Source organism: Aeromonas sp. 102P (assembly GCF_051920345.1).
GTDB lineage: Bacteria > Pseudomonadota > Gammaproteobacteria > Enterobacterales > Aeromonadaceae > Aeromonas > Aeromonas veronii.
Genome location: NZ_JBQBCZ010000001.1, coordinates 1,688,632 through 1,714,699 on the forward strand (window position 1 = coordinate 1,688,632; position 26,068 = coordinate 1,714,699).

At 56.0% G+C, this 26,068-nt stretch carries 23 protein-coding genes and 1 pseudogene; 16 read left to right on the forward strand and 8 right to left on the reverse strand.

Going from position 1 to position 26,068, the window contains the following annotated elements:
• Window positions 1-22 precede the first annotated feature (22 nt).
• The 3 genes from ACTG1K_RS08210 to ACTG1K_RS08220 form a co-directional block, all read right to left on the reverse strand.
• Window positions 23-259: a DUF2789 family protein gene (locus tag ACTG1K_RS08210; protein ID WP_005338602.1), complete on the reverse strand. Its 237-nt coding sequence runs from the start codon at window positions 257-259 to the stop codon at window positions 23-25.
• A gap of 74 nt (window positions 260-333) precedes the next feature.
• A complete protein-coding gene (locus ACTG1K_RS08215) occupies window positions 334-633 on the reverse strand; it encodes a DUF3301 domain-containing protein (RefSeq protein WP_335820540.1) in 300 nt (99 codons plus the stop codon).
• A 111-nt stretch (window positions 634-744) separates the two neighbouring features.
• Window positions 745-1,785, reverse strand: a complete 1,041-nt coding sequence (locus ACTG1K_RS08220) for a DUF3549 family protein (protein ID WP_440005070.1) — start codon at window positions 1,783-1,785, stop codon at window positions 745-747.
• Window positions 1,786-2,061: 276 nt separating this feature from the next.
• On the opposite strand from ACTG1K_RS08220, the gene ACTG1K_RS08225 reads away from it, so the two are divergent.
• The 4 genes from ACTG1K_RS08225 (at window position 2,062) to ACTG1K_RS08240 (ending at window position 5,482) form a co-directional block, all read left to right on the forward strand.
• Window positions 2,062-2,397, forward strand: a complete 336-nt coding sequence (locus ACTG1K_RS08225; protein WP_005338596.1) for a YqcC family protein — start codon at window positions 2,062-2,064, stop codon at window positions 2,395-2,397.
• Window positions 2,394-3,167: a tRNA pseudouridine(65) synthase TruC gene (gene truC, locus ACTG1K_RS08230; RefSeq protein WP_103251462.1), complete on the forward strand. Its 774-nt coding sequence runs from the start codon at window positions 2,394-2,396 to the stop codon at window positions 3,165-3,167. Before ACTG1K_RS08225 ends, truC begins: the two co-directional genes overlap by 4 nt.
• Window positions 3,168-3,257: 90 nt before the next feature.
• Window positions 3,258-3,698: a flavodoxin gene (locus tag ACTG1K_RS08235; RefSeq protein ID WP_103251463.1), complete on the forward strand. Its 441-nt coding sequence runs from the start codon at window positions 3,258-3,260 to the stop codon at window positions 3,696-3,698.
• Between the two features lie 515 nt (window positions 3,699-4,213).
• Complete coding sequence (locus tag ACTG1K_RS08240) at window positions 4,214-5,482, forward strand: carbohydrate porin (RefSeq protein ID WP_440005071.1); 1,269 nt, start codon at window positions 4,214-4,216, stop codon at window positions 5,480-5,482.
• A gap of 4 nt (window positions 5,483-5,486) precedes the next feature.
• On the opposite strand, the gene ACTG1K_RS08245 is transcribed toward ACTG1K_RS08240, so the two are convergent.
• Window positions 5,487-6,629 carry an IS4-like element ISAs18 family transposase gene (locus ACTG1K_RS08245; RefSeq protein ID WP_041204923.1) on the reverse strand — a complete coding sequence of 381 codons (1,143 nt, stop codon included), beginning with the start codon at window positions 6,627-6,629 and terminating at the stop codon, window positions 5,487-5,489.
• Window positions 6,630-6,925: 296 nt separating this feature from the next.
• On the opposite strand from ACTG1K_RS08245, the gene ACTG1K_RS08250 reads away from it, so the two are divergent.
• Both ACTG1K_RS08250 and ptsG read left to right on the forward strand, forming a co-directional pair.
• Entirely contained in the window at window positions 6,926-7,858 is a 933-nt protein-coding gene (locus tag ACTG1K_RS08250; protein WP_257687079.1) for a MalM family protein, read from the forward strand.
• A 423-nt stretch (window positions 7,859-8,281) separates the two neighbouring features.
• Window positions 8,282-9,712 (forward strand): PTS glucose transporter subunit IIBC, encoded by a 1,431-nt coding sequence (gene ptsG, locus ACTG1K_RS08255; protein WP_076492930.1) that lies wholly within the window; start codon window positions 8,282-8,284, stop codon window positions 9,710-9,712.
• A 273-nt stretch (window positions 9,713-9,985) separates the two neighbouring features.
• On the opposite strand, the gene ACTG1K_RS08260 is transcribed toward ptsG, so the two are convergent.
• From ACTG1K_RS08260 to map, 4 genes and pseudogenes are all read right to left on the reverse strand, one after another.
• Window positions 9,986-10,369: a DUF3461 family protein gene (locus ACTG1K_RS08260; protein WP_005338583.1), complete on the reverse strand. Its 384-nt coding sequence runs from the start codon at window positions 10,367-10,369 to the stop codon at window positions 9,986-9,988.
• Between the two features lie 126 nt (window positions 10,370-10,495).
• Window positions 10,496-11,323, reverse strand: coding sequence for a 2,3,4,5-tetrahydropyridine-2,6-dicarboxylate N-succinyltransferase (gene dapD, locus ACTG1K_RS08265; protein WP_005338581.1), 828 nt, complete (start codon window positions 11,321-11,323; stop codon window positions 10,496-10,498).
• 174 nt (window positions 11,324-11,497) lie between these two features.
• Window positions 11,498-14,133, reverse strand: a pseudogene (gene glnD, locus ACTG1K_RS08270) (bifunctional uridylyltransferase/uridylyl-removing protein GlnD).
• Between the two features lie 85 nt (window positions 14,134-14,218).
• On the reverse strand, window positions 14,219-15,007 hold the full coding sequence (map, locus tag ACTG1K_RS08275; RefSeq protein WP_005338579.1) for a type I methionyl aminopeptidase: 789 nt from the start codon (window positions 15,005-15,007) through the stop codon (window positions 14,219-14,221).
• Between the two features lie 371 nt (window positions 15,008-15,378).
• On the opposite strand from map, the gene rpsB reads away from it, so the two are divergent.
• The 10 genes from rpsB (at window position 15,379) to ACTG1K_RS08325 (ending at window position 26,068) form a co-directional block, all read left to right on the forward strand.
• Window positions 15,379-16,107, forward strand: coding sequence for a 30S ribosomal protein S2 (rpsB, locus tag ACTG1K_RS08280; protein ID WP_005303470.1), 729 nt, complete (start codon window positions 15,379-15,381; stop codon window positions 16,105-16,107).
• Window positions 16,108-16,211: 104 nt separating this feature from the next.
• Complete coding sequence (gene tsf / locus ACTG1K_RS08285) at window positions 16,212-17,093, forward strand: translation elongation factor Ts (protein ID WP_005338578.1); 882 nt, start codon at window positions 16,212-16,214, stop codon at window positions 17,091-17,093.
• Window positions 17,094-17,164: 71 nt separating this feature from the next.
• On the forward strand, window positions 17,165-17,899 hold the full coding sequence (gene pyrH / locus ACTG1K_RS08290) for a UMP kinase (RefSeq protein ID WP_005338577.1): 735 nt from the start codon (window positions 17,165-17,167) through the stop codon (window positions 17,897-17,899).
• Between the two features lie 101 nt (window positions 17,900-18,000).
• On the forward strand, window positions 18,001-18,558 hold the full coding sequence (gene frr / locus ACTG1K_RS08295; RefSeq protein ID WP_005338576.1) for a ribosome recycling factor: 558 nt from the start codon (window positions 18,001-18,003) through the stop codon (window positions 18,556-18,558).
• 72 nt (window positions 18,559-18,630) lie between these two features.
• Window positions 18,631-19,407 (forward strand): polyprenyl diphosphate synthase, encoded by a 777-nt coding sequence (gene uppS / locus ACTG1K_RS08300; protein WP_005338574.1) that lies wholly within the window; start codon window positions 18,631-18,633, stop codon window positions 19,405-19,407.
• 27 nt (window positions 19,408-19,434) lie between these two features.
• Window positions 19,435-20,292, forward strand: coding sequence for a phosphatidate cytidylyltransferase (locus ACTG1K_RS08305; protein ID WP_440005072.1), 858 nt, complete (start codon window positions 19,435-19,437; stop codon window positions 20,290-20,292).
• A complete protein-coding gene (gene ispC, locus ACTG1K_RS08310; protein WP_440005073.1) occupies window positions 20,292-21,488 on the forward strand; it encodes a 1-deoxy-D-xylulose-5-phosphate reductoisomerase in 1,197 nt (398 codons plus the stop codon). The genes ACTG1K_RS08305 and ispC overlap by 1 nt, the downstream gene beginning before the upstream one ends.
• Window positions 21,488-22,840, forward strand: a complete 1,353-nt coding sequence (rseP, locus tag ACTG1K_RS08315) for a sigma E protease regulator RseP (RefSeq protein WP_440005074.1) — start codon at window positions 21,488-21,490, stop codon at window positions 22,838-22,840. The genes ispC and rseP overlap by 1 nt, the downstream gene beginning before the upstream one ends.
• A 34-nt stretch (window positions 22,841-22,874) precedes the next feature.
• Window positions 22,875-25,406 carry an outer membrane protein assembly factor BamA gene (gene bamA, locus ACTG1K_RS08320; RefSeq protein ID WP_021229212.1) on the forward strand — a complete coding sequence of 844 codons (2,532 nt, stop codon included), beginning with the start codon at window positions 22,875-22,877 and terminating at the stop codon, window positions 25,404-25,406.
• 149 nt (window positions 25,407-25,555) lie between these two features.
• Window positions 25,556-26,068, forward strand: a complete 513-nt coding sequence (locus ACTG1K_RS08325) for an OmpH family outer membrane protein (RefSeq protein WP_005338563.1) — start codon at window positions 25,556-25,558, stop codon at window positions 26,066-26,068.

Below are 26,068 nucleotides of genomic sequence, written 5' to 3' on the forward strand. Positions count from 1 at the left end.
TGGGGAGGAAAGGGGTGGGCGGCTAGCGGGGCTGGCGCAACATCACATCGAGCTGGTCGATCGCTTCACACCAGTCGGAGTCGTTCCACAGGGCATCGCGCAGAAAGCTGGCCTGGGCGGCGTTCCAGAAACCGGCCTCCGGCAGCAGGGTTTCATTGTCGAGGTGATGGTCGTGCACAAAGCGGTGCAGGCTCAGCTCGTCGTTGGCCATCCCGAGCTGGGCAAACAGGGCTGGCAGATCGTGGACAAGGGGTTCCATCTCGTCTCTCCCTTTGTTTAATCCCTGAGATTATAGACAGGCACAGCCATCGGGCGCAGAGACGAGATTGGAGATCAGGCTGAGGGGATGCGATGGGGTGGCAGATCAACGCCTACGATGTGCAGCCCCTGCATCTTGAGGGTGCCCTGATAGTGGCTCTCACCATCGCTGGAAAATTCAAACTGATAGTGGGTCAGCAGCCGCAGGGGATTATGTGCCAGCTCCCGCCGATGGTGAGCCAGTGACAGCAGTTGCAGGTCATGGTGCTGGCAGTAGCGGCGCATGTATTGCCAGGCCACTTCTGCCTGTTGGCGTTGCAGCCAGAACAGGCCAGCAATCGCAATCAGCAACAAAATTCCGAGCATCTCTCCCATAGGCGGGCTTCCTTATCGTGATGTCGATAACCGGGAGTCCTGCTCGGCACTCCCGATCTCCTTTTCTATTTCCCGCCGTGTTGCCTCGTGGCGTGAGGGTGAGGCGAGGGGTCAGGTCGAGGCGAACAGACGGCCGATGGCCTTGCCCAGCGCATCGCTGCGCTCGGGGTCACGCAGTCTGGCCAGCATATCATTGCGCAGGGCCGGTAAAGTGACCAACTCGGCAAAAACCTGATTGAAGAACTGGGTCGGTTGCAGTGCCAGTTGTTCCAGATAGTGGCTGAGCAGATTGGCATCTTTCAGATCGGGCCAGAGCCGGCCAGCGATGGCGAGCAGCAGTGCCGGGCTCGGCTGGGTTTGCAGCAGGGTCAGCAGCTTGTTGGTGCGCAAAGTGCTGCCGGGGCAGGAGGCCATGGCGCGGCAGAGGTAGGCCAGGGTCTCAGGGTTGGGGGCGGCGCACTCCTGCTCCTTGCCGATCCGCTCGAGCAGGGCGCCTTGTACTGCAGGCGGCAGTGGGGCGTTTTCAAGGCTCTGGCAGAGGGCATAGAGCGGTTCCTGCGGCAGTTTGGGCAGCGCCTTGCAGATCAGCGCCAGATTGCGCTCATCATGCAGCCGCTCCGCAAGGTCGGCAAAGCCCTGCAGCCCCAGCGTCTGCCAACCGGTGTCGTTGGGGGTGGCCAGATAGTGGCAGAGGGCATCGTAATAGGCGGAAGGGGCCTGTTCCAGCTGGCGCGCCAGCTTGGCGTGCAGACTGGCCATTTTTGCCTCCGCCGGGCGGAAGGTGTAGGGATTGTCGGCCAAGCGCTGGGCTTTTTCCTCGTCCAGATCGCCGGTGAGCTTGTAGCCCAGAGTCTCCACCACCTGATCCATGAACAGTTTGGGACCATTTGACATCAGCAGGCCGCGCTCATCGAGGGCGAATTTGAGGAACCAGAGGTAGTGGCGAGACTCGTTCGGCTGGAAGAAGTGTACGCCGAGCCAAGCGTGCTGTTGCAGCGGCCAGGGATAGGGCTCTTGCTGCTGTTCGATGCGCACAAAAGTATCGCTTGCCAGTGGCCGCACCTGGCGGCCCATGTCAAACAGCTGGAACTGGGTGCCAGCCTGAGTCAGAAATTCGGTCAAGGTATTGATGGCAGTAGGCGTCGCAGACATGGTGAGATCCGGCTAATGGTGATGCGGGCCGATTATAAGGCCCTTGCCGAGGATAGCCAGTGGCAGCAGACGCGTGTTGCGGCAGATATCAACATGGCAGCCATGCGGGGGGAGGTGTATAGTATCGCCCTTTTTTAACGGCGGCAGGCCGCGCTGGCTGCCGTGTATGTCGACGAGCCGGCTGAATCGCCGGTGCTGCGCGACCGAATGTACCGGCATCCTGGCTGACCCTGTCGGGTCAGCGGATCAATCTGTGGTTATGAGGAAGAGAGCGAGATGAATCAATATTTGCTGGTAGCTGGCCTGTTGGGGGAACTCACCGCCGAGTTGCAGCGCCTCGAGCGCTGGCAAGCTGACCATCCCGGTGACGAAGCCCTGGCAAGCACCCTGCCTTTTTGTGTCGATACCCTGAGCTTTGATCAGTGGCTACAGTTCGTGCTGATCCCGCGCATGGAGCAGCTGGTGATGTTGCAGGCGCCGCTGCCCACCAGCGTCTCCCTCTATCCCATGGCCAGCGAAGTCTACAAAGAGGATCTGGCCGAGGCAGAAGCGCTGCTGCGCCTGATCGCCCGCTTCGATCTGCTGCTGTCCGGCAAAGTGATCGAACAATGATGCCAGATCAAACCCGAGAAGAGAGTGACTTGAAGCTGACTCTGCTCTATCAGGATGAGTGGCTGGTGGCGGTCAACAAGCCGTCCGGTCTGCTGGTGCATCGCAGTTGGCTCGACAAGGGCGAGACCCGTTTTGCCATGCAGATGACCCGGGATCTCATCGGCGGTCGCCATGTCTATCCGGTGCATCGCCTCGACCGACCCACCTCCGGTGTGCTGCTGTTTGCGCTCGATCCGGTGATTGCCCGCGCACTCACCGAAGCCTTCACCCAACGTCAGGTGCACAAGGAGTATCTGGCATTGGTGCGTGGCTGGGCGCCCGAGCAGGGGGTGATCGACTATCCCCTCAAGGAGCAGCTGGACAAGATTGCCGATGCCATGAGCAACCCGGATCGCCCGGCGCAGGATGCCGTCACCACCTTCCGTCGCCTGCATCAGGTCGAGCTGCCCCACGCGGTCTCCAAGAAGCACCCCACCAGTCGTTACAGTCTGGTCAGATTGTTCCCGAAGACCGGCCGCAAGCATCAGCTGCGCCGTCATATGGATCACCTGTTCCACCCCATTGTCGGGGATACCACCCACGGGGATGGCCGCCACAACCGTTTCTTTCGCGAGCACTTTGGCTGCGAACGGCTGCTGCTGGTGGCCCGCATCCTGAGCTTTACCCATCCGGTGCTCAAGGTGCCGATGCGGATCCAGGCGCCGCTCGGTCAGGATGTGCTGCGTCTGTTTGCCGAGCTGGGCTGGCCCGCTAGCGAGAGCGACTACTAAGCGCCTGATCCTCAGCCTTGAACCGGTGGCATCTGACGCCAGCTTGCTGATAGAGTTGCTCAAAAGAGTGACTCAAGCAGGGAGAGGAGAATGGCGCAGATCGATATCGTGGTAGGAACTGTCTATGGCGCAGCCATGCTGGTGGCCGAGACCTTGGCAGATGAGCTGGAACGCAAGGGGCATCACTGTTCTCTGCACGAAGAAGCACGGCTGGCGGACATCGACCCCGGCCGTTTTTTATTGCTGGTCAGTGCCACCACAGGGCAGGGTGACATTCCTCCCAATCTGCAGCCCTTTGCCAGCGAGCTGGCTGACAAGGCGCCCTGGCTCAAGGGGCTGCGGTATGCCCTGATTGCCATGGGCGACAGCAGCTATGACCATTTTTGTGGCGCGGGCCGTCGGCTAGACGGATTGCTGCAAGAGCTGGGCGCCACGCGAGTGATGCCCCCGCTGGAGCTGGATGCCACCGTGCACGATGAATCCGAACAGGTGGCACTCAGCTGGCTGAAAAAGTGGGATATTCAGCCCTGAATATTCTCTGAAATAGAGCCATATCAATCCCCTGATCCTTAACCGGCAGGGGATTGTTATTTGTGAACTGTCATTTCTCATATGTTCCCAGAAATTATCTCTGTTGTTGTTTTATTTTTTTCTCTTTTGAGTCCTCTTTCGTGTGGAAATATGTGCATAGTTCTTTCTAAATAGTTCAATCGCTGAAAGCGATTTCAATCATGTTTTTAAAGAATTGTGGAGCTAATGAGACATTTCTTGATGGCTTATATTTTTGTTGGTATCGCTTTCAAGTGGTTTCTTATTGCTTTAAATTTGCTTTCTGGGGCTTTATTTCTGCTGGTTTGTCGTTTTTGAGGGTTTTTTATGTGCTTTTTGTTGTGGTTTGGCAATGGGCGTTCATTTTGTGAGTGTTGTCATATCACCCAGATGGCATGCTCCATATAATCGCACCTGCTTGTCACTTGGATATATCTACTGGCTAAGCCTTGATTATTAGGACATCACTCATCCTCAGCGGGAAAAGGAAAATGACAATGAATGCAAAATGGCTTCCGATAGCTGCCGCAGTAAGTATGGCGCTCTCTTCCGGTGTTGTTGTTGCTGCTGACGCAGATAATGGTTGGGAAGTACATGGTTATGGTCGTCTGGGTGGTCAATGGAATGGCGATGGCGCCAGCAAAATGAACACCTTGGGGAAACAGGACTACCGTACTGTGACCTCTATGGATGAAAATGCCAACCAGGTCGAGTTGTCTGTAAAAAAGAAATTTGAAGGAAAAAATGGTGTAAAGGGTGAGTTTGTCACTCGTGCCGAATATGGTAACCAGAATGCAGGTGACACAGGCTATTTTGTTTCCTCAGAAGGCTCACTGCAGACAAAGCGTGATGATGCCCAATTTGAAATGAAAGAAGCCTATGTGGAGCTGGCTGGTTTTGATTTCCTTGATAAGGATACCAAGATTTGGGCAGGTCAACGTTATTTGAACCGTGAACAAGGGATCTTGACCAAAGAGTTCTGGAAACAATCTTCCGGTGTCGGTGCTGGTTTCCAGAATGGTGGTTTTGGTATGGCCGTGGTATCAGCTGATGATGCAGGCCAAGTTCGTAATAGCCATGACTTCGGCAAAACCGGTGAAAATCGCACCGCTACGTCACTGAATATTTATTATTATGGTCTGCAAGCTCTTGGTGGCACTTTCGACTTCGATTTGAAGGGGATGAAGCAATCTAATACCGATGCTGATGCCGCATCAAACAGAGATCCGGTGACCGGAAAATACACCATCAATGCTGATACCGGTGTTGGTGCCTCTATTGCCTATAACCGTGATTATTATGGTTTTAAAGGTTGGTCCAAAACGGCTATCGCTTATGGCGAAGGTATGGCCTCCAATCGTGGGGTTAACTTCGGTTCCTGGAACGGTGGCTTTGGTAAAGACTCCAAGGCGCTGTTTTTGACCTCTTACGGGGTGGCTGACGTGACTCCCCGCCTGCAAATCGGCACTGAGGTCACTTACTGGGCACCGCAACATGTCGGTTGGGATGGTGACTTAGACGTATCTCGTTTTGTTGCGGCAGTGCAACCATCTTATAAAATCAATGATAATTTGCGTGCTATCTTTACCGGCTCTTATTCTGTAGAGAAAAATGAGAAGGCCACCGGTGGTGCTGCCAATTGGTTTGGTTCTGACGTAGACAATAGCGATACTACTGCTAAGTATTACGCTCTGGAAGCCGCTGTAGCCTTTACCGTTGATGCTGACTACTGGGGTCGCCCGCCTCAGAGATCCCCTCATTTTTAGAGACTCAAATAATTCCAAGTGTGCGGGTATATAAGCGGTGTTGCTTCAGGTAGTAGATAAATTTATCCATCAACAAGACCGCATTGGCTTCTTTCATTTTAGGTAGCAACTGGTAATAGATGACCCCTTGCCGAAAGAACGAATAGGTTCGGCTCTTGCTGGTATTGACCTTGATCGTTCTCTCTAGACCGACACTGTCTCCAGCCTTACCCAGCAGCGTCAGCAAGACGATGGCCAGGGCACTGAATAAAAACAGTCGGTCGCGCCGGACCGGATTACTGATGTGCACATCTCCCATACCCATGCCGAATTTGTAATCTTTGATATCACGAAAACTGGTCTCGATACCCCAGCGCTGGCCGTATAGTTGCAACGCCTTGGCGGCGCTCAGGTCGGTCCGGTTACTGGCCAGAAACCACGCGTCTTTCATGCCACTCTTATGACAACAATAGACCCGTTCGACAGGCTGTCGCTGCCCAGTTAGCTCCACCGCTTTGAGGGTTCGGGTGCGCCCGGTCGGCGTTAGCCAGTCCCGAGCTGGAACCTGCTCTACACCAGGGTAACCAACCAAAACATTTCCTTTAAATCTAATGAGATAAGCAAAGCCTAGCTCTTGCTCCAGGCGTTCGAACAGCTCCATGTAACCAAAGCCGCGGTCAGCTACTACCGTCACGAAGATACCCTCTGGCAACGTCTGCTTGAGCTTGGTGAGCAGCTCTTTCTCATGGGCATTGCGTTGCCCTTTGAGCAACGATTTCCGATGGGTTTTCCACAGCAGCGGAGTACTGCGACCGTGGTTGGTTTGCAGGCTGATAACCAAGGTACTGTGATCATCGGCATCGAATTCGGTCCAGTCCATGGAGACTACGATCTCGGTACGTTCACCGACCACATAGGGCACCCAATCGTCAAAGAGGCTCCAGACATTGAGCTTGGTGTTAGTGAGCAGGCGATCCACCTGTTTAACCGCATGTTTACGTTCGAGACCGTTGGCCAAGGAGAGGCCACTACCGATGGCGTGGATGGCCAGTGAACCTGACTCGATAACCCCGAGGGTAGCATTGGCGAGGGAAAGAACACGCTTAGCATGCATGTCCTGTCCAAATATATCGTCGATGTGGTTGAGGATTAGTTCGTGGTTAAACATGGGGATAGTCTGTTGGGTATTAGCTGGTCAAGGATGGCGATCATACCTCAGAAGCCGCGCCACGCCTCGCTCATATGAGGGGATGGTTAAGGTCGCCCGCAAATCAAGCCTTTCGTATCTTGGGTGAGCGCAGATGATGAACAATTTGCTGGTAACATTGGCATTGATAATAACAAGAAGAGCCAAGTGTTCTATGGTGTTGAAGCTGAAGTGTGGTTCTAAGCTGATTCTCAGCTAACAGTAAAAGAAGCGGCGCATGTTCATGCGTCGCTTCTTGATTTAAAGGAATAGCTATTATGAGACGTAACACGAAAGTGGCAGTGATCGTGGCTGGAGTTCTGCTGTTGGGTGGATGTGCCAGTCATAGCTCACAGTCAATTCCGGATTCTGGATTCGCTACCTTGATGGCGTCTCCCGCATGTTGCACGGATTTTGCTCAGATGCCCCTTGATGCATTGCCAGATGATGACAGCTCTCTGGAAGTAGTCTTGGATTCTTCTTCGCCTGTATTTGACTTCAATGATGGCAAGTCTTACTTCAAAGCCTTTCAGCTGCCCAAGCAGCGTAGCCAAATAGATATCACGCTTAAGTCTTATTTCACTGATAGCATTATGTTGCCAAGTGTGCTTTTTTTAGACAAAAATCTAAGAGTTATAAAAGAAGTCAATGCTGAGCAATTCCAGCTTGTTTATGGCAGCATCGGTCGTCGCATTTCCCTGGATAGCCATATTACCTTAGACCAAGCGTCATCTGGCCAGCAGGCTGAGTTTATGATTATCAAGGCGGACCCCAAAAGTCGTCAGGGTGAGACTAAGGTAATGTCTGCGGCAAGAAAATGGGCAAAGGAGACTGGCTTGGCCGAGCCGGTAGAAGCTGATCCTGTGTTCTCACACAGCATGTCTGGTAATTTAGCTCTGTCGGTGCGTTCATCTGGCCAGCTCTTGAGTTCAGGGCAGGTAATGTCATTAGGTGCAGTGCAAAACCAGTCCATCACTCCCTCACCTCAGCCTACCGTAGGCAATAGCAAAAGTGCCATCGTGTTACCAGCATCAACTTCAGCACCTGCCATGCTGAGTGAAACTGAAGCCTTCTATCAGAGCCAGATCGAAAAAGCAGTCAAGGCGGGGGATATCGACAAGGCGATGAAGCTGGTGAACGAGGCCGAGCGGGCTGGTTCAACCAAGGCAAAAAGCGTGTTTATTGATGCGGTCAAGCGGTCGCAAAAATAGAATAATACGACCATTTACTGGTCAGATATATTTATTGAGGCCTCCCTTGTTGGAGGCCTTTTTAATCGGTAGACTGTAATAAATAAAAATCACGCCGTTACATTTGGTTACAATGAGTTGCCGTTTGATGTAAACGGCATTATTAAAATACAAAGTGAAACTGCTATTTATATGTCTTTGTAATAGAGTGATAATGCGGATTATTAACTTATATTAGATGCGTTTTTTAGCCGCTAAACAAGTTGTGATCTTCCCTCCAAATTCAATATTCCCCCGCCTTCGAAAGCAGCAATTTATGACCCGCCGGGTTATATTCTGATGGTCAAAATAAACAAGCCCGACTCGAAGATATCTGAATGAATCAGTCCTTATTTCATCCAGATAGATCGTTCAGGGACGACAATCCATTCAGGAGCGCACACAATGTTCAAAAATGCTTTCTCTAATCTGCAAAAGGTTGGTAAGGCGCTGATGCTGCCAGTATCAGTCTTGCCAGTCGCAGGTATTCTGCTGGGGGTGGGTGCTGCCCACTTCAGCTGGATGCCGGAAATTGTCTCCCAATTGATGGAGCAAGCCGGTGGTTCTGTATTTGGCCAGATGGCCCTGCTGTTCGCAGTGGGTGTTGCTCTTGGCTTTACCAATAACGACGGTGTATCCGGTCTGTCAGCCATCGTTGGCTACGGCATCATGGTCGCAACCCTGAAGGTCATGGCACCTGTGATGGGTGTTGAAACCATCGAAACCGGCGTGCTGGGTGGTATCCTGGCCGGTGGTATCGCTGCTTGGGCGTTCAACCGCTTCTACAAGATCCAGCTGCCAGAGTACCTGGGCTTCTTCGCGGGCAAACGTGCCGTACCCATCATCACCGGTTTCCTCTCCATCGGTCTGGGTGTGATCCTGTCCGTGATTTGGCCGCCAGTGGGTGGCGCCATCGGTGCCTTCTCTGACTGGGCTGCCAACCAGAACCCGGTACTGGCCTTCGGTATCTACGGCGTGGTTGAGCGCTCCCTGATCCCGTTCGGTCTGCACCACATCTGGAACGTACCGTTCTTCTATCAGGCTGGTACCTGTGTCAACGGTGCCGGTGAAACTGTTCACGGTATCATGACCTGCTTCCTGACTGCTGATGACGCGTCCCGCGCTGCCGGTAACGGCTTCGGTCAGCTGGCTGGTGGCTATCTGTTCAAAATGTTCGGTCTGCCTGCTGCTGCGTTCGCCATCGCTCACGCTGCCAAGCCGGAAAACCGCGCCAAGATCGTTGGTATCATGGCCTCTGCAGCCCTGACCTCTTTCCTGACCGGTATCACCGAGCCGATTGAATTCTCCTTCCTGTTCATCGCTCCGGTTCTGTACGCAATTCACGCTGTACTGGCTGGCCTGGCTTATGTGCTGACCAACTCTCTGGGTATCGTACACGGTCACACCTTCTCCAACGGCTTCATCGACTTCGTGGTGCAATCGCCGCGTGCCGACAACATGCTGCTGCTGGTAGGTCTGGGTCTGGTTTACGCTGCTATCTACTACGTCGTATTCAGCTTCGTTATCCGTGCCATGAACCTGAAAACCCCGGGTCGTGAAGACGAGACTGCTGAAGAGACCGTTGGCCAAGGCAAAGACGAAATGTCTGCTGCTCTGGTTGCCGCCTTCGGTGGTAAAGAGAACATCGCTTCTCTGGATGCCTGCATCACCCGTCTGCGTGTTGGTGTGAAAGATGTTGCCAAGGTTGACCAGGCTGGTCTGAAGAAACTGGGTGCTGCCGGTGTGGTAGTGGCTGGTTCCGGCGTTCAAGCCATCTTCGGTACCAAGTCTGACAACCTGAAAACCGACATGGACATCTGGATGAAGAGCAACTAATCCTGTTGCCTGAATATCAGCGTGTTTGAAGAGGGAGGCGAAAGCCTCCCTCTTGCTATTTCTGGTTATGGATCGTGCGAGTCACAGCAGATCGAGCTCGGCAGGAGTCTCGTTGCCCAAGGGGCGATATGTAACGGGATGCCCTATGTTGGCGTTGTGTCTCGCTCGCCTTATCGCACCATCACCAGATCAACCTATCGCCAGATAAAGTCATCCAGTAATCAGCCAATAAAAAGAGCGCCACCTGGGCGCTCTTTTGTCGAGTCGGGGGGATTAGAGTTTCTCCAGATCCCGCTCGATTTCGCTGATCTTGTTCTGCACCACTTTTTCCAGATGGCGCAGGTCGCGCAGGATCTTCTGCTTGATGTCCGGGTCGGCTTGCTGATGGACGCCCTGGGTCAGGTTGTCCAGCTCATCCACCACATATTTGAGGTTGGCATTGATCTCGGTGACATCCTTGTACTCATGGGTACCGGAGTCGACCAGCATGGTCTTGCGCTGGCGGGGATACTTGAATTTGACACTCTTGGCGAAGAACTCGCCCTTCTGCTTCTTGAAGTAGATCTTGAGGATGTCGTGGTTGGCCTCCTGGCGCAGGGTGTAGCTGTCGACGGAGGCGGGATCCTGGATCCCCAGGCTCTTCAGATTCTCGTACATCAGGCTTCCTCGGTTTGAAACGATCCTGTCCCATCCATCTTAACCGATGCCTCATGGCTTGCCTGTGACAGGGGCGCCAAAATGAAAAGGGCGCCATCAGGCGCCCTTTCATCACAGCAATGCTGATTACTCGTCGATGGAGCGCAGCAGGGCGTTGATGCCGACTTTGGCACGGGTCTTGGCATCGACCTTCTTGACGATCACCGCCGCGTAGAGGCTGTATTTGCCGCACTTGGAGGGCAGGGAGCCGGAGACGACTACAGAGCCAGCCGGTACGCGGCCGTAGTGGATTTCGCCGGTTTCGCGGTCGTAGATGCGGGTGGACTGGCCGATAAAGACGCCCATGGAGATGACGGAACCTTCCTCAACGATGACCCCTTCAACCACTTCGGAGCGGGCACCGATAAAGCAGTTGTCTTCGATGATGGTCGGGTTGGCCTGCAGCGGCTCCAGTACGCCACCAATGCCGACGCCGCCGGAGAGGTGCACGTTTTTACCGATCTGGGCGCAAGAGCCGACAGTGGCCCAAGTATCGACCATGGTACCTTCGTCAACGAAGGCGCCGATGTTGACGTAGGAGGGCATCAGCACGGTATTGGGGGCGATAAAGGAGCCTTTGCGGGCAGTTGCCGGCGGCACCACGCGCACACCCGCTTCCTTGAACTGCTCGGCGGTGTAGTTGGAGAACTTGAGGGGAACCTTGTCGTAGTACTGGGCGTCGTCGCCCTTGATGATGCCGTTGTCGTTGATGCGGAAGTAGAGCAGTACCGCTTTCTTCAACCACTGATGGACAACCCACTCACCGGCGATCTTCTCTGCAACCCGCGCCTTGCCGGAGTCCAGCAGGTCGATGGCTTGCAGGATGGCGGACTTGGTGGCGCTATCCACGGAGCCCGGAGTAATGGTGTCGCGGCGCTCGAAGGCCGCTTCAATGATCTGTTGCAACTCGGTCATGACAGGTTTCCTTTAAAAAATTCTGTTTGTTGTATCACACTTTTCCGACTGTTTTTAAGGGGTTGACCGGAATTCTTCCGGCCAGTGGCCATTTCTTCATCCGGTGTGCGCCAACCAGTTGTTTGGCATGGCAAAAAACGCCCGACAACCAGCCTCTTTCGAATCACTCTTCGTTTAATCCAGCACCGACTGTTGGGGATTGAGCTGGTGTACCAGTCGCTCTTCCAGCTGCAGCTGCTGCTCGGCGGTCAATGGCTCGCCATTGAGGCTGGTCAGGCTGAAAAAGTCCTCGACCCTCTCACCGAAAGTGGCGATTTTGGCGGCGTGCAGCGACAGCCCGCACTGCTGGAAAACCGCACCGATGCGCGCCAGCAGGCCGGGGGTATCGAGGGCAGTCAGCTCCATCAGGGTGTGACGGCTCTCCCCTTTATGAGGCAGGAAGACTACCCGGGTCGGTACGCTGAACTGGCGGTGGCGCCGCGACAGCGGCTTATTGCGCAGCACCAGCTTGCCAGGCTCCTGCAGCGCCTTCTCCAGCGCTTTCTTGATGGTGGCTGTGCGGTTGGGGCTGATGGGCTCGCCGCTCGGCTCCAGTACCACGAAGGTATCGAGCACATAGTTGCTGCGCGAGTTCATGATCTGGGCGTCGTGGATGTTGAGGTTCTTCTGATCCAGCGCCGAGGCGACGGTGGCAAACAGGTTCGGCGTGTCGCGGCAGTAGATAAATACCTCGCTGCCACCGCGGGTCGGGTGTTTGCCGATGATCACCAGCGGTGCCGGATTGTCGCCATGCTCGATGATATGGCGGCAGTGCCAGGCGATCTGCTCCGGGCTGTGACGCAGGAAGTAGTCGGCCTTGAAATCGGCCCAGAGCAGGTTGATTGCCTCTTCCGATACATCCCGTTGTGCCAGCAGTTGCTTGGCCTGACGCTGGTTTTCGCGAATGCGCAGCCGCATGTCGGGCGGGTTCTCCAGCCCCTGGCGCAGCGCCTTCTGGGTCGCGAAGTAGAGCTCCCGCAGCAGGGTGCCCTTCCAGTCGTTCCACAGGGTGTCATTGGTGGCGCAGATATCGGCCACGGTGAGGCAGTAGAGCAGATCGAGATGCTGCTCGTCGCGCACCTTCTGGGCAAAGTCGGTGACCACGTCGGGATCGTAGATATCGCGGCGCTGGGCGGTGACCGACATCAGCAGATGGTGGCGCACCAGCCAGGCGACCAGTCGGCTCTCGTAGCGATCCAGACCGTGCAGCTGGCAGAACTCCAGCGCATCGACGGCGCCGAGTTCCGAGTGATCGCCGCGCCGCCCTTTGGCGATGTCGTGGAACAGGGCGGCGATGCTGAGCAGCTCCGGTTTGCGCAGCCGGGTGAAGACCTCGTGGCAGAGTGGGTGGCTTTGGCGACTGGCCGGATTGGGGAACTGGTGAATGTTCTTGAGCAGCCGATGGGTGTGCTCATCCACCGTGTAGGCGTGGAACATGTCGAACTGCATCTGGCCGACGATGAGGTTCCATTGCGGCAGATAGGCGGCGAGGATGCCGTATTTGTGCATCAGGGTGAGCGGCAGACCGATGCCGTTGGGGTGGCGCAGCAGCGCCATAAAGAGGCGACGGCAGTCAGGCAAGTCCTGCAACCAGCAGTTGAGTTTGCGGCGTGCCTCGCGCAGCTGGCGCAGGGTGGCCGAGTGGATGCCCGCAATCTCGGGATGCTGGGCCATCTGATAGAAGAGGCGCAGGATGGCGGCCGGTTCACGGCTAAACAGCTCCGCATCCACCGCATCGATGAGGCGGCCACGGAGCTGGAACTCGTCGGAGAGGCGGCGCACATCCATGGCGGTGTTGCCGAGGATCGCCTCGTCAAACAGCTGCAGCAGCATCTCGTTGAGCTCGGAGACCCGCCGCACCGTCTGGTAGAAGCGCTTCATCATCTGCTCGACCGGAGTGTTGCCTTCCCCTTCGAACCCCAGCATCTGGGCCACGGTGCGCTGGCGATCGAACAGCAGGCGGTTATCTCCCTTGTTGATGGCCATATGCAGGGCGAAACGCACCTTCCAGAGAAAATTCTGGCAGTCGAGCAGTTCGCGGTACTCGGCGCGGTTGAGAAAGCCGTGGCTGGTCATCTCGAACAAGGTAGTGGCGCCGAAGTGGCGGCGGGCGACCCAGGCGAGGGTTTGAATGTCGCGCAGGCCGCCTGGATTGCTCTTGAGATCGGGCTCCAGCTTGTAGGCGGTGCCGAGAAACTGCTGATGGCGCTCCGCCTGCTCCTGGCGCTTGGCGCGAAAGAAGGCTTCACTCGGCCAGAAGTGCTGGGGGCCGGTGGCCTCTTTTAGTTGCCGAAAGCCCTCCTGGCGACCTGTGATGTAGCGCGCTTCGATCAGGTTGGTGGCGACCGTAATATCGGCGCGCCCCTGCTCGAGACACTCCGCCACGTTGCGCACCGCCTGACCCACCTCTAGCTTGAGATCCCACAGCAAGGTGATGAACTCACCGATCCGCAGTCCCAGCACCTCGTCCAGTTCATCGCCATCATAGAGGATCAGCAGGTCGATATCGGAGTGGGGGTGCAGCTCACCGCGGCCATAGCCCCCTACCGCGATCAGGGTCAAATCGCTCTTGTCGAAGCCAAACTTCTGCCACAGCCGGCAGAGCAGCTGATCCATGTATTCTGAGCGGGTGGCGACCAGCTCGATGATGTTGTCACCAGCGTCGAAACGGGCGTGCAGCCAGCCGAGAAAGCGGCTCAGGTACTCTTTGCAGTTGTCGCGAGTGAGCTGGTCATCGGGTAACAAATGGGGGAAAGCAGGCTGGCGTCCATGGCATCTCACACACAGTGGCAGGCAAACGGCTGAAACAGAAGTAAAAACCCCGGCGCTTTGCAAGTTCAGGGCCGGGGTTCGATGTTAGCTGTGTTTGATGAAGCGGTCGATAGTATCATCGGGGCGCAGGGTGAGCACTTCGCAGCCATCCTCGGTCACCAGCAGGGTGTGTTCCCACTGGGCGGAGTCGCCGCCATCCTTGGTTGTCACGGTCCAGCCATCCTTCGGATTGACCTTGCAGTGATACTTCTTGCTGTTGACCATGGGCTCGATGGTGAAGCACATGCCCGCTTTCAGCTCCAGCTTGCCACTGTTGCGGTAGTGGAGGATCTGCGGCTCTTCGTGGAACTCGGCACCGATGCCGTGGCCGCAGTAGTCACGAACCACGGAGAAACCGGCCTTCTCGACGATGGGCTGGATCACTGCGCCAATCTCGGTAATGCAGGCACCCGGACGCACCTTCTTGATGGCAGCGTAGAGGCTCTCTTGCGCAACCTTGCAGAGCTGGCGGCGCAGCGGGGTGGTCTCACCCACGATGAACATGGCCGAGGTATCGCCGTGGTAGCCATCCTTGATGACGGTGATATCCAGGTTGATGATATCGCCATCACGCAGCTTCTTGTGATTCGGGATACCGTGGCAGATCACATCGTTCACCGAGGTGCAGATGGATTTGGGGAAGCCGTGGTAGTTGAGCGGAGCTGGAACCGCCTGTTGTACGTCGACAATATAGTCGTGGCAGAGGGTGTTCAGTTCGTCAGTGGTGACGCCAGCTTTGACATGGGGCGCAATCATGACCAGCACATCGGCGGCCAATTGGCCGGCAACGCGCATCTTTTCAATCTCTTCCGGTGTCTTGATTTTAATGGACATGGGATCTCTCTTGCGGCCTGCCGCTGGGCCTGCGAGGGCAGACAGGACAGGTAATGAAAAATAGATGCGTTTGCAATCAGGGCAAAATTTTATCCGCAACCCCCTCGTACTTCCAGTGTGATTGTCATCACAACGTCAAATCAGCGTCGCAGCATCCTCTGGCGGGATCCATATTTACACCTGTTTAGGGTGTCGGCCGGTGGTGTCCTGATCAAAGTTATGGTATAAAGCGCGCCGGAATGGGGAACTTGCGTCCCGATTTCATCACCCTTACTTAAACAACACACACACATCGACACATATGCCGGGGTGCCTTAACGGGTCGGTTATATGGGATGTGTGGAGGCCTAACCCCAATACAGAGGTATAAAATGGCTAAAGTTTCTATGCGCGACATGCTGCAAGCCGGCGTTCACTTCGGTCACCAGACTCGTTACTGGAACCCGAAAATGAAATCCTACATCTTCGGTGCCCGCAGCAAAGTTCACATCATCAACCTGGAAAAAACCGTTCCGATGTTTGACGATGCCATGAACTTCATCAGCTCCGTAGCTGCCAAGAAAGGCAAGGTACTGTTCGTTGGTACCAAGCGTGCCGCGTCTGAAGCCGTAAAAGAAGCCGCTGAGCGTTGCGACCAGTTCTATGTAAACCACCGCTGGCTGGGCGGTATGCTGACCAACTGGAAAACCGTTCGTCAGTCTATCAAGCGCCTGAAAGATCTGGAAACCCAGAGCCAGGACGGTACCTTCGACAAGCTGACCAAGAAAGAGGCGCTGATGCGTACTCGCGAAATGGAAAAGCTGGAGAAGAGCCTGGGTGGTATCAAGAACATGGGCGGCCTGCCTGACGTTCTGTTCGTTGTCGATGCCGACCACGAGCATATCGCTATCAAAGAAGCCAATAACCTGGGTATCCCGGTAGTTTCCATCGTTGATACCAACTCCAACCCGGACGGCGTTGACTATGTCATCCCGGGTAACGACGACGCTATCCGTGCCGTACAGCTGTACCTGAATGCTGCTGCTGACACCGTACTGGAAGCTCGCGCTCAGGACATCGTTGTTCAAGCCGAACAAGATGGCTTCGTTGAAGCTGAGTAATTGATAAGGACTGTAAAGCCCTTATTAACCAAGCTGATGTAATTGGTTAGCAGGGGCCCTTGTGGCCCCTGTTTCTTGTCAATTCAAGACCGAGGATACTGGACATGGCTAACGTTACTGCCGCCCTGGTAAAAGAACTGCGCGAGCGCACTGCCGCTGGCATGATGGATTGCAAAAAAGCACTGGAAGAAGCTGCTGGTGATATCGAGCTGGCCATCGAGAACATGCGTAAATCCGGTCAGGCCAAAGCCGCCAAGAAAGCTGGCCGTATCGCCGCTGAAGGCGTTATCTTTGCTCGCACCGAAGGCAACGTTGCCGTCATGATCGAGCTGAACAGCGAAACCGACTTCGTCGCCAAAGATGCCAGCTTCATGGCAATGGGCCAGAAGATCGCTGACATCGCTGCGACCCAGAAAATTGCTGACGTTGACGCGCTGAAAGCCGCTGACTTCGGTAACGGCGAATCCGTCGAGCTGACCATCACCAACCTGATCGCCAAGATCGGTGAGAACATGAACCTGCGTCGCGTGATGCTGGTTGAAGGTGACAACCTGGGTACCTACGTTCACGGTTCCCGCATCGGTGTTATCACCAAGCTGACCGGTGGTTCTGCCGAGCTGGCCAAAGATCTGGCCATGCACGTTGCTGCCAACAGCCCGCAATTCGTCAAGCCTGAAGACGTATCTGCTGAAGTCGTTGCCAAAGAGCGCGAAATCCAGATCGACATCGCCATCAACTCCGGCAAGCCGAAAGAGATCGCCGAGAAGATGGTTGAAGGCCGCATGAAGAAGTTCACCGGTGAGGTTTCCCTGACTGGTCAACCGTTCGTGAAAGATCCTTCCATGACCGTTGCCGAACTGCTGAAGAAAGAAGGCGCTGACGTTGTCTCCTTCACCCGTTTCGAAGTGGGCGAAGGCATCGAGAAGCAAGAGACCGATTTCGCTGCTGAAGTTGCAGCCCAAATCGCGGCCGCTCAAAAGGCCTAATCGAACCGGTTTTTCCGTTTCCCCAGACCGCGACTTATGTCGCGGTCTTTATATGACCAGGAATCAGTGACATGAGTACCAATCCCAAACCTGCATACAGACGTGTTCTTCTGAAGTTGAGTGGTGAAGCCCTGCAAGGATCCGAGGGTTTCGGCATTGATCCGGCGGTGCTGGAGCGGATGGCCCAAGAGATCAAAGAACTGGTTGAGTTGGGTGTTCAGGTCGGTCTGGTCATCGGTGGCGGCAACCTGTTCCGTGGTGCCGGTCTTGCCAAAGCGGGCATGAACCGCGTGGTGGGCGACCACATGGGTATGTTGGCAACCGTGATGAACGGTCTGGCCATGCGTGATGCCCTGCATCGTGCTTATGTGAATGCCCGTCTGATGTCTGCCATCTCCCTGCAAGGCGTCTGCGACTCCTACAGCTGGGCCGAGGCAATCAGCCAGCTGCGTGCTGGCAAAGTCGTTATCTTCTCTGCCGGTACTGGCAATCCCTTCTTTACTACCGACTCGGCAGCTTGCCTGCGCGGGATCGAGATCGAAGCTGACGTGGTGCTCAAAGCCACCAAGGTTGATGGTGTATACAACGAAGATCCGGTCAAGAATCCGGATGCCGTGCTGTATCATGAACTGAGTTATGATGAAGTTCTTGAAAAAGAGCTCAAGGTGATGGATCTTGCTGCCTTTACCCTGGCACGTGACCATGATCTGCCGATCCGCGTGTTCAACATGAACAAACCGGGTGCCCTGCGCCGGGTTGTCATGGGTGAACCGGAAGGCACTCTGATCCACCACGTTGGTAAATAAGATAAAAGTGAGCCACCTGGCGCTCTTATCCTATCCATCACGTCAGTAAATTAGATAGACACGGGCCGTGTAGCGGCTCGTTCGCCAAAAGGAAAACCACTGTGATCAACGAGATTAAAAACGACGCCAAGGACCGTATGGGCAAGAGCGTAGAAGCGCTCAAGACTCAAATGTCCAAGATCCGTACCGGCCGCGCTCACCCGAGCCTGCTCGATGGCATCCAGGTTGAGTATTACGGTGCTGCCACTCCGCTGAAACAGTTGGCCAACGTCGTGGCAGAAGATGCTCGCACCCTCTCCATCTCCATTTTTGACCGCTCCATGATCCAGGCGGTAGAGAAGGCGATCCTGACCTCCGATCTGGGCCTGAACCCATCCAGCAATGGCCAGACCCTGCGCGTGCCGCTGCCGCCGCTGACCGAAGAGCGCCGTCGCGACCTGACCAAGATCGTCCGTGCCGAAGCGGAAAACGCTCGTGTTGCCGTGCGCAACATCCGTCGTGACGCCAACGCCGACCTGAAAGCGCTGCTGAAGGACAAAGAGATCTCCGAAGACGATGACCGTCGCGCCCAGGAAGAGATCCAGAAACTGACCGACTCCTACATCAAGCTGGTCGATGAGGCCCTTGCCGTAAAGGAGAAGGAGCTAATGGAAATCTAACCGTCTGAAAGGTATATTACGAGCGCCGTGTAGTGCCCCTGCACGGCGCTTTTGTCTTTGTGGGAGAATTACATGTCGCTTTTGGCTGCGTTGGGTGATTGTGCCAACTCGTCTTTACCCCGTCACGTCGCCATCATCATGGATGGTAACGGTCGCTGGGCCCAGAACCGCGGCAAGATGCGGGTTTATGGCCACAAGGCGGGCGTCAAGTCAGTGCGCGAGGCCGTTACCTTTGCTGCGCGTGCCAAGATCGAGGCATTGACCCTGTTTGCATTCTCCAGCGAGAACTGGCGCCGCCCGGAAGGGGAGGTCAGTGCCTTGATGGAACTGTTCATCACAGTGCTGGGTCGTGAGGTGCAGAAACTGCACAACAACGGGATCCGGCTCAAGGTGATTGGCGATACTGCTCGCTTTAGTGAGCGGTTGCAGGCCAAAATCGCCAAGGCGGAAGCCTTGACCGCCAATAACAAGGGGTTGACCCTGAACATTGCGGCCAACTATGGCGGCCAGTGGGATATCGCCCAGGCGGCCCGCAAGCTGGCTAAAGCAGTGGCTGCCGGTGAACTGGCCGCTGACGACATTGATGAATCCATGTTGACCCGTGAGGTTTGCATGGCCGATCTGCCACCCGTGGACCTGTTGATCCGCACCGGTGGCGATCATCGCATCAGCAACTTTGTGTTATGGCAGCTCGCCTATGCCGAGCTCTATTTTACCCCGGTATTGTGGCCCGATTTCAACGAGGCCGAGTTCAGTGAGGCTGTCGCCTCTTTCGTTGCCCGCGAGCGTCGCTTCGGTTGCACGGGTGAACAGATACGGGAATTGATCGCCGAGCAGCAGACCGGCTAAACCCCGCTCCCAAGAGAGAGGTTTCTTTTGCTAAAACAACGAATTATTACTGCTTTGATGTTGATCCCCCTGGTGTTGGGGGCGCTCTTCTTTCTGCCATTGAAATTTTTTGCCCTGTTGGCTGCGCTGGTGTTTTTGTTGGCCAGTCGCGAATGGAGTGGGTTTGTCTCTGCTGCTCCGCAGCAATGGTTACCCATCGTATTTTGTCTGTTGCTCGGTGCCAGCCTCTTTTGGCTGCCGGTGGAGCAACTCTGGACGCCCCACCTGCACCCCCTCGTGATGGGCGTGCTCTGGACCGCGGTAAGCTGGTGGTTGCTGGGTCTGCTGCTGGTGTTGCGTTATCCCCAAAGCGCCAGGCTGTGGAAAGAGTCTATCTGGCTCAAGTCGCTGTTTGGTCTGGTGACCCTGGTTCCCTTCTTCTGGTCGCTGGTCGCCATCCGTGGTTACAACTTTTACCATGACCCCATGATGGGGGCCTGGATCCTGTTGTTCGTGATGGGACTGGTCTGGGCGGCAGATTCTGGCGCGTATTTTTTCGGCAAGGCGTTCGGTAAGCACAAGCTGGCACCGGCTGTGAGTCCGGGCAAAACCATCGAAGGAATGTGTGGCGGCCTCTTTACCTCCAGCCTGCTGGCCATCGGTGTCACCTGGTCGATGGGATTTGTTCCTGCCAAGATGATCACAGTGCTGTTTTGCTCTCTGCTGGCGGTGCTTGCATCCGTACTCGGCGATCTGACCGAAAGCATGTTCAAGCGCGAGGCGGGCATCAAGGATTCCGGCACCCTGCTGCCGGGTCATGGCGGTATTCTCGACCGGATCGACAGCCTGACCGCCGCCCTGCCGGTATTTCTGCTCAGTTATCTGCTACTCAGTCAGGAGTTTTGATGCACAAGTCACTGGTTATTCTGGGAGCCTCCGGCTCCATTGGTCAGAGTACCTTGAAAGTGCTGCGCCATAACCCGGGCAGTTGGCAAGTGTTGGCGTTGACCGCCGCCCGCAACGTGGATGCCATGTTGCGGGACTGCCTCGAATTCTCCCCCCGTTTTGCCGTGATGGTCGATGAGGATGCCGCCCGTGAACTGGCAGCCCGTCTGAAAGCGCACGGCAGTGCGACCCAGGTCATGTCTGGTGCAGCAGCCCTTTGCGATGTGGCCGCTCACCCCGATGCCCATAGCGTGATGGCCGCCATTGTGGGGGCGGCCGGTCTGGCCCCGACCATGGCCGCGGTACGTGCCGGCAAGCGTATTTTGCTGGCCAACAAGGAGGCGCTGGTGATGTCCGGTGCTTTCTTCATGGAAGCCGTGCGCGAACATGGCGCCGAGCTGTTGCCCATCGACAGTGAACACAATGCCATCTTCCAGTGTCTGCCGACCGCCGTGCAGCGCCAGCCCGGTTTTTGCGATCTGGCTGCGGCGGGGATCAGCAAGATTTTGCTGACCGGTTCTGGCGGCCCGTTCCGTTACACCGAGATCAGCGAGCTGGCGAAGGTGACGCCGGCGCAGGCCATCGCGCATCCCAACTGGTCGATGGGGGCCAAGATTTCGGTCGACTCCGCCACCATGATCAACAAGGGGCTGGAGTACATTGAGGCGCGCTGGTTGTTCAATGCGGCGCCCGAACAGATCCAGGTAGTGATCCACCCCCAGTCGGTGATCCACTCCATGGTGCAGTACAAGGATGGCTCCGTGCTGGCCCAGCTTGGCAATCCGGATATGTGTACCCCCATCGCCCATGCGCTGGCTTATCCCAATCGCATCCCTTCCGGTGTGGAACCTTTGGATTTCTTTAGTGTCGGAGAGTTCAGCTTTATCCGGCCTGATTACGATCGCTACCCCTGTCTGGCGCTGGCCATAAATGCCTGCCAGAAGGGACAAGCGACGACTACTGCGCTTAATGCTGCCAACGAGGAGGCGGTTGCCGCCTTCCTGGCCGGGCGCATCGGCTTTATGGATATTGCCCGGATCAACGAGGCCGTGATGCTGGCGCTGGAGAGCAGCGCCGTTGGCTCCCTCGATGATCTGTTTGCCCTGGACGGTGCGGCAAGAGCCCGTGCTCACACTTTGATTGAGGAGCTTGGCTGATGGGCGGTGTGTTGTGGAATATCGGTGCCTTTATTGTTGCGCTGGGCCTGCTGGTCGCGGTGCACGAGTTTGGTCACTTCTGGGTGGCCCGTCGTTGTGGCGTCAAGGTTGAGCGCTTCTCCATCGGTTTTGGCAAGGCGATCTGGCGCCGGATGGGTAAAGATGGCACCGAATATGTGCTGGCGCTGATCCCCCTCGGTGGCTACGTCAAGATGCTCGATGGCCGGGTCGATGAACTCAAGCCCGGTGACGAGCAGTATGCCTTCAACCACAAGAGTGTCTGGGCGCGGATGGCGATTGTTGCCGCAGGTCCCATGGCCAACTTCGTGTTTGCCCTGTTTGCCCTCTGGCTGATGTTTATCATCGGGGTGCCGAGCGTCAAGCCGGTGATCGGTGAAGTGCGTCCGGCATCCATCGTAGCCGAGGCGGGTGTGCTGCCGGGGATGGAGATTGTCGGGGTCGGCGATGAGCAGACCGGTGACTGGGAGAGCGTCACTTACGCCCTTATCAGCCATCTGGGTGACGATGCTGTGACTCTCAAGGTGCAGGCACCCAATACCAGCTATGCCACCGATAAAACCTTGTCGCTGACCGGCTGGACCTTCGATCCGGATAAAGAGTCGCCCATCGGCAGCTTGGGGATCGTCCCCCTGAGTGGCAAAGTGCTGCCCGTCGTGGCTGCCGTGGTGGCCAAGAGTACCAGTGAAAAGGCGGGGCTGCAGGTTGGTGACCGTATCAAACAGGTCGGCGATCAGCCTATTACTGCGTGGGCGCAGTTTGTCGAGCTGGTGCAGCAGGCTCCGGGCGAACCCCTGCAAGTGGTGGTTGAGCGCAACAACAGTGATCTCAACGTGACCCTGACCCCGGATAGCCGCAAGGTGCAGGGCAAGCTGGTAGGATTCGTCGGTCTCTCGCCGCAACTGGTTCCATTACCGGATGAATATCGAATTCTGTTACAGTATGGGCCTTTGCAGGCGCTGTGGCATGGCGCGGACAAAACCTGGAGCCTGATCACGCTCACCTTTGACATGATTGGCAAATTGATCGGTGGCATCGTGTCGCTGGACAACCTGAGCGGCCCCATCTCCATTGCCAAGGGCGCCGGCAGCAGTGCCGACTATGGTCTGGTCTATTTCTTGAGTTTTCTGGCGCTCATCAGCGTCAACCTGGGGATTATCAATCTGTTCCCCCTGCCGGTGCTCGATGGTGGCCATCTGGTCTATTTCCTGATCGAAGCGGTCACCGGCAAGCCGGTATCAGAGAAAATACAGGAAGTGGGTTTCAGGATCGGTGCCGCCATTCTGATGTTATTGATGGGCATTGCGCTGTTTAACGATTTCGCTCGCCTCTGAGGCCAGAGCATCAACAAGGACACATAAGAACAAAATGGCTGTTAAAAAAGCATTGGTGTTGAGTTGCCTGCTGGGTGCCAGTTTCCTGGCCCAGGCGGCCCCTGCCTCTTTTGTGGTGCAAGATATCCAGGTCGAAGGTCTGCAACGGGTGACCCTGGGTGCCGCACTGTTGAACCTGCCGATCCGGGTCGGTGATACCGTCGATTCCGTGGCTCTGGCCAGCGCCATCAAAAAGCTCTATGCCTCGGGTAACTTCGAGGATGTGAAGGTTTACCGTGACGGCCAGGTGCTGCAAGTGATGGTCAAGGAGCGTCCAACCATCTCCAGCATCGAGTTTGCCGGCAACAAGGATATCAAAGAGGAGCAACTGACCCAGAGTCTGGAGTCCTCCGGTATCCGTGTGGGCGATCCGCTGGATCGCACCGTGCTCACCTCCCTCGAGAAGGGGCTGGAAGATTTCTACTATGGCGTGGGTAAATATTCCGCCAAGGTCAAGGCCATCGTCACCCCGTTGCCGCGCAACCGGGTCGACCTCAAGTTCACCTTCGTGGAAGGGGAAGCGGCCAAGATCCAGCAGATCAACATCGTCGGCAACAGCGTCTTCCCTGAAGAGAAGCTGATTGCCCAGCTCTCCCTGCGCGACGAAGTGCCCTGGTGGAACTTCACCGCGGATCAGCGCTATCAGAAGCAGAAGCTGGCCGGTGATATCGAAACCCTGCGCTCCTACTACATGGACCGCGGCTATATCCGCTTCCAGCAGGAGTCTACCCAGGTCTCCATGACCCCCGACAAGAAGGGTGTCTACGTCACCCTCAACATCAAGGAAGGGGATCAGTACAAGGTCTCCGGTGTCCAGCTCAAGGGTGACCTGATCGACCGCGGTGGCGAGATGAAGGGGTTGATCCCGATCGCTGCCGGCAGCACCTACTCCGCCAGTCAGGTGACCCATACCGAAGAGGTGCTCTCCAAGTTCCTCGGCCGTTACGGCTACGCCTATCCGAAAGTGGTCACCTTCCCGCAGATCAATGACAAAACCAAGGAAGTGGAGCTGATCGTCAACGTTGAGCCTGGCCCCCGTGTCTATGTGCGCAATATCAACTTCAGCGGTAACGCCACCACCGAAGACCAGGTGCTGCGTCGCGAGATGCGCCAGATGGAGGGCACCTGGCTCTCCTCCGACAACATCGAGCAGTCCAAGAGCCGTCTCAACCGCCTTGGCTATTTCGAGAGCGTCGAAGTGGACACCAAGCGGGTGCCGGGCAACGATGACCTGGTTGACCTCGACTTCAAGGTCAAGGAGCAGCCAGCAGGCTCCATCAACGCCGGTATCGGTTACGGCACCGAGTCAGGTCTGAGCCTGCAGGCAGGGATCTCCCAGGACAACTTTATGGGTACCGGTAAAAAGGTCTCCATCAACGCCAGCACCAACGACTACTCCAAGAACGTTGACCTGAGCTACAACGACCCCTACTTCACAGTGGATGGTGTCAGCCTGGGTGGTCGTGTCTACTACAACCAGTTCCGCGCCGATGATGCCGATATCGTTGATTACGAGAACGAAACCATCGGTTTCCGTCTCTCCAGCGGCTTCCCGGTCAATGAGTTCAACCGTCTCGACTTCAGTACCGGTATCGAGAGCACCAAGCTGAGTCGTCCGTCATTCAATGCCCAGAACTATCAGGAGTGTCTGAAGGACAATCCGGATACTGATGGCAATACCTACTGCTGGGATCAGTGGAATGATAACCGCCAGTCGGTACAGATGGATCAGTTCTGGAATGCCTATTCACAGGATGGTTCCAACCTCGATTTCGTGACCGTTGATGTCACCGCTGGCTGGACCCGCTCTACCCTGAACAAGGGGATGTTCCCGACTTCTGGCGATCGTCAGCGTATCAACGCCAAGGTGACCGTACCGGGCATGGAGCTGCAGTACTACAAGCTCTCTGCCGAAGATGCCCACTACTTCCCGCTCGATGCGGATCACAGCTGGGTAATGATCGGCAAGGGTCGTGTCTCCTACGGTAACGGCTATGGCGATGACTCCATGCTGCCGTTCTTCGAGAACTACTATGCCGGTGGTTTCGATACGGTACGTGGCTTCAAGAGCAACACCATTGGTCCCAAGGCGATCTACAAGACCTACAACAAGCCGGGTGCTGGCAGTTGCACGGGTTCTCAGCCGTGTGAAACTGGCTACTACGAAGGTTCCGACACCTCGGTGGGCGGTAACGCTCTGGCCGTCGCCTCACTGGAGCTGGTCTTCCCGACCCCGTTTGTCTCCGAGACCTATCGTCCGCAGATCCGTTCCACTGTCTTTATGGACGCAGGTACCGTCTGGAGCACCGATTTTGCCAACGGAGCATATCCTTGCGCCGCCGGTTCTGATTGCAACTATCTGAGCCAGGACTACTCCAACCCGGGCAATATCCGGGTCTCTGCCGGTGTCTCCCTGCAGTGGCTCTCGCCGATGGGGCCACTGGTGTTCGCCCTGGCCAAGCCGATCAAGAAATACGAAGGGGATCGCACCGAAGTCTTCTCCTTCAACATCGGCCGTACTTTCTAAGCAGAGTTTTACCCCCACCCATGCGGTGGGGGTCTTCAATGATGGGACGCGCGGTATGCGTGCCTCACCAGGTAACAAGACGGTCCTAACGCCGCTTGCATAATCGGGTAAATCAGGTAGCCCTCGCCATGAGGGAACAAGGAGTAAGTGTGAATAAAGCGTTGAAAGTAGCTGGTTTGAGCTTTGCACTGATGGCTGCCGGCATGGGTTCTGCCTTCGCTGAGACCAAAATCGCCGTGGTGGATATGGGCGAAGTCTTCCAAAAGCTGCCCCAGCGTGAAGCCGTTGCAGCCAAGCTGAAAGGTGAATTCGAGCCGCGTATGCGTGAGCTGCAGAAGCTGGAACAGGAAGGCCAGAAGCTGGTCGAGAAGTTCCGCAAGGATGAAGCCTTCATGAGCGCCGAGCAGAAGAAGCAGAACCAGGAGAAGCTGGCCAAGCTGCAGATGGAGTTCAACCAGAAGCGTCAAGCCTTTGAGCAGGACAACGGTCGCCGTCAGTCCGAAGAGCGCAACAAGATCCTGACCAAGGTGCAGGCTGCCATCGATTCCATCGCCAAGAGCAATGGTTACGATCTGGTGCTGGAGCGCAATGCCGCCCCGTATGCCGCCAGCAAGCTGGACATCTCCGGCCAGGTTATTTCTCAGGTAAGCAAGAGCAACTAA

What these genes read in the sequence shown, in the direction of transcription:
- ACTG1K_RS08245 (WP_041204923.1), bottom strand. Translation starts at nt 6,629, where the DNA reads ATGTTTAACCACGAACTAATCCTCAACCACATCGACGATATATTTGGA.
- ACTG1K_RS08225 (WP_005338596.1), top strand. Translation starts at nt 2,062, where the DNA reads ATGAATCAATATTTGCTGGTAGCTGGCCTGTTGGGGGAACTCACCGCC.
- ispC (WP_440005073.1), top strand. Translation starts at nt 20,292, where the DNA reads ATGCACAAGTCACTGGTTATTCTGGGAGCCTCCGGCTCCATTGGTCAG.
- ACTG1K_RS08215 (WP_335820540.1), bottom strand. Translation starts at nt 633, where the DNA reads ATGGGAGAGATGCTCGGAATTTTGTTGCTGATTGCGATTGCTGGCCTG.
- bamA (WP_021229212.1), top strand. Translation starts at nt 22,875, where the DNA reads ATGGCTGTTAAAAAAGCATTGGTGTTGAGTTGCCTGCTGGGTGCCAGT.
- ACTG1K_RS08240 (WP_440005071.1), top strand. Translation starts at nt 4,214, where the DNA reads ATGAATGCAAAATGGCTTCCGATAGCTGCCGCAGTAAGTATGGCGCTC.
- ptsG (WP_076492930.1), top strand. Translation starts at nt 8,282, where the DNA reads ATGTTCAAAAATGCTTTCTCTAATCTGCAAAAGGTTGGTAAGGCGCTG.
- ACTG1K_RS08220 (WP_440005070.1), bottom strand. Translation starts at nt 1,785, where the DNA reads ATGTCTGCGACGCCTACTGCCATCAATACCTTGACCGAATTTCTGACT.
- pyrH (WP_005338577.1), top strand. Translation starts at nt 17,165, where the DNA reads ATGAGTACCAATCCCAAACCTGCATACAGACGTGTTCTTCTGAAGTTG.
- rpsB (WP_005303470.1), top strand. Translation starts at nt 15,379, where the DNA reads ATGGCTAAAGTTTCTATGCGCGACATGCTGCAAGCCGGCGTTCACTTC.
- ACTG1K_RS08260 (WP_005338583.1), bottom strand. Translation starts at nt 10,369, where the DNA reads ATGTACGAGAATCTGAAGAGCCTGGGGATCCAGGATCCCGCCTCCGTC.
- rseP (WP_440005074.1), top strand. Translation starts at nt 21,488, where the DNA reads ATGGGCGGTGTGTTGTGGAATATCGGTGCCTTTATTGTTGCGCTGGGC.
- ACTG1K_RS08235 (WP_103251463.1), top strand. Translation starts at nt 3,258, where the DNA reads ATGGCGCAGATCGATATCGTGGTAGGAACTGTCTATGGCGCAGCCATG.
- ACTG1K_RS08250 (WP_257687079.1), top strand. Translation starts at nt 6,926, where the DNA reads ATGAGACGTAACACGAAAGTGGCAGTGATCGTGGCTGGAGTTCTGCTG.
- truC (WP_103251462.1), top strand. Translation starts at nt 2,394, where the DNA reads ATGATGCCAGATCAAACCCGAGAAGAGAGTGACTTGAAGCTGACTCTG.
- uppS (WP_005338574.1), top strand. Translation starts at nt 18,631, where the DNA reads ATGTCGCTTTTGGCTGCGTTGGGTGATTGTGCCAACTCGTCTTTACCC.
- dapD (WP_005338581.1), bottom strand. Translation starts at nt 11,323, where the DNA reads ATGACCGAGTTGCAACAGATCATTGAAGCGGCCTTCGAGCGCCGCGAC.
- map (WP_005338579.1), bottom strand. Translation starts at nt 15,007, where the DNA reads ATGTCCATTAAAATCAAGACACCGGAAGAGATTGAAAAGATGCGCGTT.
- ACTG1K_RS08210 (WP_005338602.1), bottom strand. Translation starts at nt 259, where the DNA reads ATGGAACCCCTTGTCCACGATCTGCCAGCCCTGTTTGCCCAGCTCGGG.
- tsf (WP_005338578.1), top strand. Translation starts at nt 16,212, where the DNA reads ATGGCTAACGTTACTGCCGCCCTGGTAAAAGAACTGCGCGAGCGCACT.